This window comes from Caballeronia arvi (assembly GCF_001544695.2).
GTDB classification, from domain to species: domain Bacteria; phylum Pseudomonadota; class Gammaproteobacteria; order Burkholderiales; family Burkholderiaceae; genus Caballeronia; species Caballeronia arvi.
The window spans coordinates 1-10,599 of record NZ_FCOM02000116.1; the positions used below are offsets into that span (position 1 = coordinate 1).

The 10,599-nt window shown below is 59.8% G+C and carries 11 protein-coding genes, 1 tRNA gene and 1 pseudogene; 5 read left to right on the forward strand and 8 right to left on the reverse strand.

Annotation, left to right across the window (positions count from 1 at the left end; translation table 11 throughout):
- Positions 1-589 (forward strand): hypothetical protein (locus AWB74_RS42380; protein ID WP_235024921.1); only part of this gene is annotated, 589 nt, incomplete at its 5' end.
- A gap of 583 nt (positions 590-1,172) precedes the next feature.
- Here the strand turns inward: AWB74_RS42380 and AWB74_RS42390 are convergent.
- From AWB74_RS42390 to AWB74_RS42405, 4 genes are all read right to left on the reverse strand, one after another.
- Positions 1,173-1,245 (reverse strand) — tRNA-Lys (locus AWB74_RS42390).
- A gap of 15 nt (positions 1,246-1,260) precedes the next feature.
- On the reverse strand, positions 1,261-1,827 hold the full coding sequence (locus AWB74_RS42395; RefSeq protein WP_061152493.1) for an Hsp20/alpha crystallin family protein: 567 nt from the start codon (positions 1,825-1,827) through the stop codon (positions 1,261-1,263).
- Between the two features lie 222 nt (positions 1,828-2,049).
- On the reverse strand, positions 2,050-2,457 hold the full coding sequence (locus AWB74_RS42400; protein WP_061152498.1) for an Hsp20/alpha crystallin family protein: 408 nt from the start codon (positions 2,455-2,457) through the stop codon (positions 2,050-2,052).
- Between the two features lie 27 nt (positions 2,458-2,484).
- Positions 2,485-2,928, reverse strand: coding sequence for an Hsp20/alpha crystallin family protein (locus AWB74_RS42405; RefSeq protein ID WP_061152494.1), 444 nt, complete (start codon positions 2,926-2,928; stop codon positions 2,485-2,487).
- Between the two features lie 1,105 nt (positions 2,929-4,033).
- On the opposite strand from AWB74_RS42405, the gene AWB74_RS42410 reads away from it, so the two are divergent.
- Entirely contained in the window at positions 4,034-4,417 is a 384-nt protein-coding gene (locus AWB74_RS42410; RefSeq protein WP_061152499.1) for a hypothetical protein, read from the forward strand.
- Between the two features lie 94 nt (positions 4,418-4,511).
- Here the strand turns inward: AWB74_RS42410 and AWB74_RS46155 are convergent, their stop codons facing one another.
- Complete coding sequence (locus AWB74_RS46155; RefSeq protein ID WP_143749481.1) at positions 4,512-4,784, reverse strand: hypothetical protein; 273 nt, start codon at positions 4,782-4,784, stop codon at positions 4,512-4,514.
- A gap of 40 nt (positions 4,785-4,824) precedes the next feature.
- On the opposite strand from AWB74_RS46155, the gene AWB74_RS42415 reads away from it, so the two are divergent.
- Together AWB74_RS42415 and AWB74_RS42420 are read left to right on the forward strand one after the other, a co-directional pair.
- Positions 4,825-6,342: an ATPase domain-containing protein gene (locus AWB74_RS42415; protein ID WP_061152495.1), complete on the forward strand. Its 1,518-nt coding sequence runs from the start codon at positions 4,825-4,827 to the stop codon at positions 6,340-6,342.
- Positions 6,343-6,346: 4 nt separating this feature from the next.
- Positions 6,347-8,032, forward strand: coding sequence for a response regulator (locus AWB74_RS42420; RefSeq protein ID WP_061152496.1), 1,686 nt, complete (start codon positions 6,347-6,349; stop codon positions 8,030-8,032).
- 209 nt (positions 8,033-8,241) lie between these two features.
- Here AWB74_RS42420 and AWB74_RS47975 read toward each other — a convergent pair whose 3' ends face one another.
- The 3 genes and pseudogenes from AWB74_RS47975 to AWB74_RS49110 form a co-directional block, all read right to left on the reverse strand.
- Positions 8,242-8,571, reverse strand: a complete 330-nt coding sequence (locus tag AWB74_RS47975; RefSeq protein ID WP_456061766.1) for a transposase — start codon at positions 8,569-8,571, stop codon at positions 8,242-8,244.
- Positions 8,531-8,866 carry a hypothetical protein gene (locus AWB74_RS49105; RefSeq protein WP_061152497.1) on the reverse strand — a complete coding sequence of 112 codons (336 nt, stop codon included), beginning with the start codon at positions 8,864-8,866 and terminating at the stop codon, positions 8,531-8,533. Before AWB74_RS49105 ends, AWB74_RS47975 begins: the two co-directional genes overlap by 41 nt.
- An 80-nt stretch (positions 8,867-8,946) precedes the next feature.
- Positions 8,947-9,096: pseudogene (locus tag AWB74_RS49110) on the reverse strand (IS30 family transposase); the annotation flags it as partial.
- A 147-nt stretch (positions 9,097-9,243) separates the two neighbouring features.
- Between AWB74_RS49110 and AWB74_RS42430 the strand changes: the two are divergent.
- Positions 9,244-10,377 (forward strand): IS110 family RNA-guided transposase, encoded by a 1,134-nt coding sequence (locus AWB74_RS42430; RefSeq protein ID WP_061152500.1) that lies wholly within the window; start codon positions 9,244-9,246, stop codon positions 10,375-10,377.
- Positions 10,378-10,599 lie beyond the last annotated feature (222 nt).

Consider the following 10,599-nt stretch of genomic DNA (forward strand, 5'->3'; position numbering starts at 1 on the left):
CTTAAACATAGGCAGAAGACTACCTCAAAATTTAAGCGTTGCCGCATGTCCGGTGTTTGCGGGGGCCGACCCAGCCAGCGAGGCGATGCCCAACGACGCAGTCGCGCGCATCGTTTCGGAACTCGAGAAAGTCGTGACGCTGATGCGCCAAGCTTCAATGCAGCGAGGGTTGCGGCCAAGCCACTATCTTCGTTTTTGCCTGCCGCCATCGCGCATGGAGATGGCGATATTGATCGCTCTCGCGGAGACGTACGGGCAAGCTATTGTCGACAATCCCCGCTTCTATCCAGTGCTTTCCTTTGTGGCGGAGCGCGGAGGGGTGGCCCTTGTCCAGGAGGTGCTCTTCGGCGATTCGATCAGCCGCCCGAAACCTCACGGCGAATCCGATAGTGCGCTTTTGTCACTGTTGGCGGAAGTCCGCCCCGCGTTCGAGTTTCTATGCGGCACTTGGCCGGAGATATTCATGCCGCAAGCAAACACCGTGTTTCGCAGGTTAGGGGCGCCCGCGCTCACGAGGCTCATGACCAAACAGACCAAACGGCAACCAAGATGTATTGGCCCGTCTGACGGCCAGGCTAGCGCTGCCTGATGATGGTAGACATACACGGATCGGCGCCCTACGGACTCGGGGCGCCTCTCACGGTGTTGCTACCGAGCCACCGCTCCCACCGCTCGAAGTGATATGCCCAGCAGTTCTCAAGCAGGTGGCGCGCCCTCGCCCAAGCTTCCATCCGGCGTGCTCGGCCTGGACTACCTCAAGTTCACACAACTCTCAATAAGCGATGATCTCCTCATGCAAGGAGTGGTCACCAGTTCAGCCGTAGACGACGCTTTAAATTCCATCCGTTTGGGGACGATGCGTGCCGCCCGGCCTGCCATGAAAGTATTTTTCGACGGTTGCCTGTTCTGGCTTGCGAGTCACGCCCACCGCTACCAGGCCGCCCGCCTTCTCGACGCTTGTCACCAAGAGTTCTGGTGTGACATTCGAGCGGGTACGAGGCACGACGCAATCCACCTTGCCTCGAAAATTTCAAGCGAAAGACGCTAAGCCTCATGCCGCACCGAATTTAGCGAGCTTACCTGGGCTCTACCAGCTCAGGTCGCCGGTACTGAACGACAAAGAAACCGAGAAGTCGCGACCCATGGGCCAGCATTTACGTCGAGGCTTGTTATAGGCCGTACTGGGTTCGAACCAGTGACCAACGGATTAAAAGTCCGCTGCTCTACCAGCTGAGCTAACGACCCGATCCCCTCGATGCTCTAGCCGATATCAATCGTGCGGCTCGCGGTGCGCGTTGGCTCTAATTTCGGTACCGTCAACGTGAGCACGCCGTTGTCGAATTTCGCCAGCGCGTGATCTGGGTCAGCGTAATCCGGCATCGGGATCATGCGCACGAACGTTCCATGGGCGCGCTCCAGCCGGTAGCAGCCGTTCTCTTCGCTGCGCACGTCCTGCTTTTTCTCGCCACGCAGCACGATCGCCCCGTCCTCGACGCTCACATTCAGATCTTCGCGCGCCATGCCAGGCAACTCGGCTGTTACGCGCAGCACCTTCCCCTCATCGACCACGTCGATGCGCGGCTGGAAGCGAGACGAACTGAAGTCGCCAAACCATCGTTCGAGCGCGCCCCGGGCCGCAAGTGGCTCATGAAAGAACTCTTCCATTGCACGCCACGCTTCGCTTGAAAAAAGTCGCGGAATTTCAGGCCACGAGGCCCGCCCCTGTTCATTTGCCGAAGGCGTTTCCGAGCGCCCGTCCGCATCGGTCTTGCGGGCTGAACCGCGAAGGAACTTGAAGGGATTCCATTTCTTCGGGTCGGTGCTCATCGTATTCTCCTCTATGACGTGGCAGACCAACATTCCGACCCGGCGCAACAATGTCTCTTGGAGGAACTGCTTGCGCACGCGTGCCGGCTGTTCGCTGACTCAGTCTGTCTCCAATGCCAGCACTCGTGTATAACGACCCGCGCCGGAGCCCAGGCAGTCGACAGGTGGCAGCCAGACGGCCACCACCCGGTTCTCCCCCACCGTTGCTGCCGGCCCGCTGGCTCAGTCCGTCCGTACTTCGATCCGGCGCGGCCGGGCTTCGTCGCGGCGCGGTATTGTCAACTTCAACACGCCATCTTTAAGGTTTGCATCGATTTTCGATGCGTCCAGGTCAGCCCCAAGAGAGAACGCCCGCGCGAAATGGGGCCGACGAATCTCCGCGTGCTGCAGGCGCAGTCCTGCCGGCGTGGGTACCACCGCCTCGGCCTCAATGTACAGGCTGCCATCGTGTACCTTCACTTCCAGTCGATCCTTTGTCACGCCGGGCAAATCGGCCCACAGGGTCACGCCCTGGCTGTTCTCGAAGATGTCCACGGGCGGCGTTAGCGTGATGCGACGTTGCGACTGGTCGCCTTCACGCCTCGCCACTTCCGTTTGATCCTTTTTTGCAAGCTCGGTCGTGTCGTTCATGATGTTCTCCTCAATCCGCAAAAGATTTCATTGCACCGTAATGGCCCGCGGCTTGGACGTCTCCCGTTTGCCGATGCTCACGGTCAGGCAGCCATTGGCGTATCCCGCCGAGACCTTGTCGGGGTCAGCGTGCTGTGGGAGTTCAATAACGCGCCGGAAAGTACCGACGAACCGCTCCTGCGCGTAGGTGCGCATGTCGTCGCCAGTCGCTTCTGGCTGCGAAGGCTCGCGCTCGCCGCTGATGGTCAGCAGCCCCTTGTCGATGAACACGTCGAGTTTCTGCGGGTCGACACCCGGCGCGAACGCGACGATCTCGATCGAGTCGTCGGTCGAGCCGATGTTGATCTGCGGGAAGGCGCCAAACGGCCCGGAACGGATGCTGGACGGGAAACCGCCGAAGAGGCCCGCCATCTGCCGTTGCAGACGGTCGAACTCGCTAAAGAGGTCGGTCCCGAAAGTGAGTTCGCTCATGATCAATTCCTCCTTTGAACGAGCAGGAAGACGAACCGGCCTACGCGCTCCAGTTCGTCTGCCGTGCCGCGGGCAAACAAATCGAAACACGCAGTGCGCCGGACTGCTGGCGCGACTGCCTGAGCGAAATCTAAGATAGGTTGCAGAACAGAAATTTCAAGGGGGCGAGCGGTGATGTTTCGTTCATGGAAAGCGGGCGACCGCAGCCCTGTTATCACGGCGCTCCTGACAGACCATGCGACGACACCATGGGATTCGAGTACGAATGGATGAGCTTGACCCGGCGCCAATTCTGTTGCACGCCAATAAGGTTTCCTGACAGAGGCGATGCGTACGTTGGTCAAAGTCATCCGACTGGCGGTGGGCACGGCGTTATCGCGGCACCTGAAAGTCACGCATGGGCACAAACAACGCGATGGGCGCGCATCGCACAACGTTGCTTGCACGCACACGGCGTCGCGCTATTGCGCTCCGACGCGAGCGGAAAACTGGCGGAGTCTCGAGGCGTGGACCCGCTCCGACGCATGCGACGGACGCGCCGCACGATGATCAAGAATAGGCTGGAAACCACGTGGCTCTTGCGGGGGAAATGCTCGACCAGACCAAGCGAAGCCGAGCACAAAAAAAGCTTACTCATCGTCTTCTCCTTCGACGCAGCAAGGAAGAGAACGGGCTTGCGCGCTCCAGTTCGCCTGCGATGCTGCCAGCAAACAAATGGAAACACGCAGCGTGCGACCGATCGGGCGGCGGACACACTGCCTGAGCTAAAAATAACGTACTAAATCTCTCCGAAAATTTCAAGTTGCCGCTGTGGACTGACGGGGCGCAGCAGCGTCGCCGCGCGTGACACCGCGACTCTCGTCGTCTGTCCGCGAAGACGAACGGACCGCCTATGAAGGCGTGAACCCACGGCTGCGATGCTTCTCGGCGACGGGCGTCGACGCCGTCGCGACGGATTCACAGCGCCATGGTCCCGTTCCGGGGATCGATGTCGTCGCTCATCAAATCGCCTGACCGCTTGCTCGTTCTTTCGGTCCAACTTAGGCTTGAAAATCGTCGCTTTGCCCATATCGTCCCGCGCAAATGGATCAATTCGGAGGACGTCGTGGAATTCGATACTGATTGGCGCACACTTGGCAAGCACCGCATCCGGCTGCGCTCGGCCAAAGGCTTCCCGACTGAAGTCATGCACCAACTCGCTGAAGTGACGCGGACCGCGGTCGACAACAATATGAGTGCGCGGGCGCGCGTCGTCGACATCGTCTTCCGGCAAGAGAAGACCTACGACATAACGATCGGCTCTACTGTAGCGGAGGATCGGATCTGCGCGCCGCAACTGGAGGCCGCTCTCGCAACGGTGATGGGGCTTGTGTCCGATCAGGTCAATATTTTCGTCCGGATCGTGGCGCAGGAGGAGGTCGACCTGCACTTTGGGGTGTATGAGCGCATGTTGGCGGAAAAGGTCGGCACCGTGCCACCGATACAGTGATGTCGGGGCCATCGTAGCCGGAGCAGCAAGGGCAAGACCGGCGGCGACTTTGCGTTGTAGCCGGCCAGCTTGTCGAAAATGGGATGCGGCGCAGTCAGCGCGCAGGACCGGATTTTCCGCTCGTATCACGACGCTGGAAGCTCAGTCGCATGGGCGGCACCAAGCCCGGCGCCATGACGTCGAAACGAGCAATTCCGCCCAGCTTGCCCCCAACGGTATCAACGACATCATCGACCAGCCGTGCCGGTGCCCATGCCCTTGCCTGTGCTGCCGTGCCCGTGGCGGGGTTGCCGCGAGAAGCACATGCCGCAACCGGGTCGCGGAGATGCTCGCCCACGCTGACGAATACGTGGCCCACTTTTTGCATGCCCTAGCGGCCGACGGAACAGACACCACACTTCAAACCTATGTTAGCGACGATCGATCAGCCAGCTCCAGGCCGTATCTCAACGGGCGTAGGCGGCCTGGATGATATCCTGGGCGGCGGGTTGACGCCGCACCGCATGTATCTTCTTGAAGGCGCCCCGGGTGCAGGCAAAACGACTTTGGCGATGCAGTTCTTACTCAAGGGTGCCGAAGTCGGAGAGCCCGGCTTGTACGTGACCTTATCAGAGACAAAGGCCGAACTCGTGGCCGTCGCTGAAAGCCACGGCTGGGACACCGCCCACATCACGATCATCGAACTGCTCACGGATGAGGGCCTCGATCCGCGTTACGAACAAACGATCCTACATCCCGCGGAAGTCGAATTGGGCGAAACTGTCCGTGACGTCATCGCGCGGGTCGATGACTTGAAGCCGGTTCGACTTGTCTTTGACAGCCTGTCCGAACTCCGAATGTTGTCGCAGAACCCGCTGCGATACCGACGTCAGATCCTCGCCTTGAAGCGCTATTTCGCAACCCGTGCCTGCACGGTGATGCTGCTTGACGACAACACTTCGGAACCAGGCGATCTCCAGTTGCATAGCATCGCGCATGGCGTGATCAGCCTTGACAATCTGGTACACGACTATGGCGGCGAACGCCGGCGGATGCGCATTGCCAAGATGCGCGGCATTAAGTTTCGCGAGGGTTACCACGACATGACGCTCGAGACGGGGGGCATCAAGGTCTATCCCCGCCTCGTCGCCGCAGAGCATCACAGTGACTATTCGGCGAATGCATTGAGCACGGGAACACACGCGCTCGATGCACTCCTCGGCGGCGGGCTTGTTCCAGGTACTAACACGCTGTTCGTCGGCCCGTCGGGCGTCGGTAAAACGACCACGGTCGCCTCGTGTCTTTTGGCTGCGCTAGAGCGCGGAACGCCGTGCGTCTACTATCTCTTTGACGAGACGCGAACCACACTGCTGAGGCGGTCAACCAGTCTCGGCATCGATCTCAGACGACACCTGGAAAGTGGGTTGTTGACTCTGCGCCAGGTCGATCCTGCCGAGATCTCGCCGGGCGAATTCGCCAGTGACGTGCGTCGCAGCGTTGAGCAGGACAACGCGCGCTTTGTCGCCATTGATAGCCTTAACGCGTTCTTGCAAGCCATGCCTGGAGAACGCTATCTACTGTTGCAGATGCACGAGTTACTCACCTATCTCAACCAGCGCGGCGTGATCACCATGCTTGTTCTGGGACAGCATGGCGTCATCGGCGAGATTCAGAGCGACATTGATATTAGCTATCTCAGCGATGTGGTCGTACTGTTCCGCTACTTCGAGCGTCGGGGTGAAGTGCTCACCGCGGTCACCGCCGTCAAGAGTCGCACGAGTGGACACGAGCGCTCGATCCGCCAGTTCCAGCTTGGCGGCAACGGCCTGATCGTCGGCGAAGCGTTGCGCGACTTTGAAGGCATTTTGGGTGGGCTACCCAAATACCAGGGGGAGACGGCGATGCTGCCCCCTTCGAAAGGCAAGCACAATCCGTCCGCCGACTAGCGCCATGGAATTTCGCGTTCTCATCATGGCGCCCTTCGGCCGCGACGCCGATGTCATCGCCGACGTTCTCGCGAGCGACGGCCGAAGCTGCCTTGCGTGTTCTGATTCGGAATGCCTGTTGAACGAACTCGAACGCGGCGCGGGCGTCGCGATTATTACGGAAGAATCCGTTCAGAACGATAGCGCCGGGGCGCTCGGGGAGTGGCTCGAACATCAAGCTGCCTGGTCCGATCTCCCCATCATCCTGCTCTCCGGGCGTGTCGCCGAGCGCCGTTCCGCTGCAAGCCTCCACCTGCTAGAACGGCTTGGGAACGTACTGGTTCTCGAGCGGCCCCTGAATTCCGAGACTCTGCGTCGAGCGGTGACATCGTCCCTTCGCGCCCGCGCCCGACAGTATGAGTCGCGCAAGCATCTGGCGGAATCCGAGCAGCATCTGATCGAACGCGTGAAAGCGCAAGAAGCGCTCGAGCACCTAAATGAATCACTTGAAAGTCGCATCAGCGAACGCACGCGTGAGCTCGCATCGGCGAATGATCGGCTCATGAAGGAGATCCATGAGCGCGCCAAGGTGCAGGCCGTGCTTGTGCAGTCCCAAAAGATGGAAGCGTTGGGCCAACTGACAGGCGGCATTGCGCACGATTTCAACAATCTGCTGAATGTCATCATGGCCAACGCCGAGCTGCTTGCCCGTGTGAGTGATGATGAGCGGGTGCGCAAGATGGCAGCGACGATCAAACGCGCCACTGAGCGCGGAGGCAAGCTCACCGCCCAACTGCTCACATTCTCACGCACGAGCAATCTCGACCTGAAGGCCGTGAACGTGACTTCGCTGCTCCAAAGCATGCGTGACATCATCTCGATCTCGCTCGGACCGGCCATCGCGTTCTCCACTCATGCAGATGCGGAAGATCTCTGGACACGGACGGACTCCAATCAGCTGGAACTCGCCGTGCTCAACCTCGCCATTAACGCGCGTGACGCCATGCCGGGCGGTGGCCGCCTTTCCATCCACGCAGGCGAGCGCCCCGCGCCGGACGAAACACTTGCCGCCGGACGCTACGTTGTCGTCAGCGTGAGCGATTCGGGCACGGGCATCGAACCAGGCATCGTCTCTCGCGTTTTCGATCCATTCTTTACAACGAAGCCGGTCGGCAAGGGTACCGGACTTGGGCTAAGCCAGGTCTACGGAATCGCACGGCAGGCAGGCGGTATTGCGCGCATTGAGAGCGAGCTGGGAAAAGGCACAGCCGTCGAATTGTGGTTGCCGCTCGTAGCGAAGGAAGCGACCGAAATTGTCGCCGGTTCAAACTTGGATAACCGCGCGGTCGAGGGGCGCCACATCCTTGTAATCGAGGACGACGAGGACGTCCGAAGCATGCTTGTCGAATGCCTGCAGGCTTTCGGGTACACCGTTTCTCAAGCTCGTGACGGCGTTAGCGGTCTCGAGCGCCTTCGCGTCGACGACCCTGACCTGCTGATGGTCGACTATGCCATGCCGGGTTTGAATGGATTGCAGGTCATAGAAAAGGCCCACGAATTGCGCGAGAATTTGCCGGTAATTTTGGCCACAGGCTACGCAGACGTCGATATTTCGACAACCACTGATAAGCGTTTCACGGCACTGCGCAAGCCGTTTCAGCTTGACGAGCTTGCACGCGTGGTGCGCTCGGCGCTGAGCCCGCCCGCATGACGAGATCTAAACGTAGCTCGGCTGGATGACCTCACAACAAGCGACGCGATGTGTAGTTTCCTGGACTGCGAAAGCTCATGTACCAATGACGAACCAAGCACCATAGCGTCCGTTCGCAAGCTGATCTTACGTTAGTCCGACCCGCAAAATTCGATTTCCATCGCAGACGTTTTCCTGCGGTCAACCGAGTTCCGGCGCACTCCGCCAAGTCAGGCAGTTGCGGGAGGTGCGGGCAAGGTTTCTTGCCATATTTCCGACCGGCAGCGCAGCCAGGCAAGTGCAAGCAGTAGCGGGCCAAGCCCCAGACGGACAATGGCGAGCAACAACCAGCGTAGGTTATAGCCCACTGCGCACAACACCGCATGTAACGCGTCGCCGGTTTGTCCTTTTAGCCAGCAACGCTGCATGCCATTATCCTGCTTCAGGTGTCCGATGATCGGTTCTATCGCTTGGCGACGTTCTAACCGTCGTCGCTGTGTACTGGTTAGCGTCTTGTGTTTACCTCTGTGAATCCAACTGTACCGGCGCGACATCGGCATCCACACCACGATAACCGAGATTGGCCAGCACGGTCCTCGGCTTGGAGACGTCCGGCAGATCCTGAAGCAAAATGATCGTTTGTTCAAGTTGTCCGGCCAAGGTATGCCCGTCATACGGGATGCCCGCAAACGAGCGAGCGCCGACGATAAGGCCTTGCTTCTCCGTGATCGCGAGACTTACCTTGACGCCAAACTCATAGGGCTGGCGAGCCTTGCACTTTCGAGATGCATTCCACTTCTGGCGCGTGAAGCGCGTAGAGCTTGTGCTTATCCTTCGCCCGCTGGCGGCAGACACGCCAGGCGCGCTCAACCCAGATGCTCAAGGACGCCTGTTGCTCCGAGGATGCGTTCGATAACTTTCTCTCGATGTCAAGCAGCCAACGTCAGCGCGCACGGCGCACGCTTGCGAGCAGCCGGGCTGATGCCGCCGTTGCGCGCAATCGCCCGATGCATCAATTCTACATCGCGCTCCAGTGCCCGCGCGATCGCGCTGATGCTTTGACCCGCGCGCCAAAGCTCCCAGATCCGTTGCCGCTGAACCGTAAGTCAGTATGACTTTCCGTGGGTAGAGGGGCTGGCCTGGCGTGGGGCATCAACGCGGGTTAGCATCGCTGCCAGAGCCGCATGGGTGGGCAAAGGCCGCACCCCGGCAACTTCCCCACGGAGGCCAGCATGGACAACGATAGCACGGTGTACGTCGGGCTTGATGTACATAAGGAATCGATCACAGTTGCCTATGCGATTGATGCGGGTGAAGTCGAGCTAATGGGTAAGATCGGGACGACGCCGACGGAAATTGATCGCTTGTGCAAGCGACTGCGATCCAAAGGGCGGCATATCCGAGTCGTCTACGAGGCTGGGCCCTGCGGTTATGGGCTGTACCGGCGTCTGGTCAAGCAAGGCTTCGACTGCATGGTATGTGCGCCTTCGTTGATTCCACGGAAGCCTGGAGAACGGGTCAAGACTGACCGACGCGACGCGATAAAGCTAGCGCGTTCGCTGCGTGCCGGCGACCTCTCGGCGGTATATGTACCAAGCGTCGAGGACGAGGCGTTCAGAGATTTGGCGCGAGCCTGGGCATCCGCGAGGGACGATTTACGGCACGCGCGACAACGACTGAAGTCCTTCCTGCTAAGCCACGGCGTGCACTATGTCGGACGCGCGGACTGGGGCGCCGCACACCGACGCTGGCTAAGCAAATATTCCTTCGAGACAGCATGGAGGCAACTTGCGTTTGAAGAACATCGACGCACAATCGAGGATCGTCTAGCGCAGTGTGAGCGACTGGAAGTGGCGCTGCGCGAAGCCGTCGTCGAGTGGGGTTTCTATCCGGCAGTGCTGGCGTTACAGGCGATGCGCGGTATCCAGTTCATTACGGCAGTCGGCATGATCTCCGAGCTCGGCGATCTCTCACGCTTCGAGCATCCACGCCAGTTGATGGCGTGGCTGGGCATCACACCTTCGGAACATTCCTCCGGAGGAACGCGACGCCAAGGGGGCGTCACCAAGGCTGGCAACAGCTATGCAAGAAAGCTGCTGGTCGAAGCAGCGTGGAGCTACCGACATCCGGCCCGCGTAGGCAAAACACTGCAGCCTCGACACGAAGGCATTCCCAAGGCGATCATCGATCTTGCGTGGGACGCACAGCTACGGCTATGCAAGAAGTATCGCAAACTTGCGACGCGAGGCAAGAACGTCAATGTTGCGGTGGTAGCTGTTGCCCGGGAACTCGCGGGCTTTATCTGGGATATCGGCCGGCTGGCGATGTCACTGGCATTGCCGCGGCGCGCTGCACAGCAGGCATAACGCTCACGAGGCAAAAGCCCGTCACAACATTCTTGAGAGTTTCCTGAAGGCGGCGTAGCCCGGTACAAGAGCAACCCACGGCGCCGCTTCGCGACGGCAGACAGCAGGCCGATTCGCGGCGTAAGAAAGTGGCAGGCTCATATGACGGAATGGAATGAACGCCCCCCACTGTGGCCGACGAGGAAATGCAGGAAGGTGGATCCTCGCGGGCCGACGGCATCA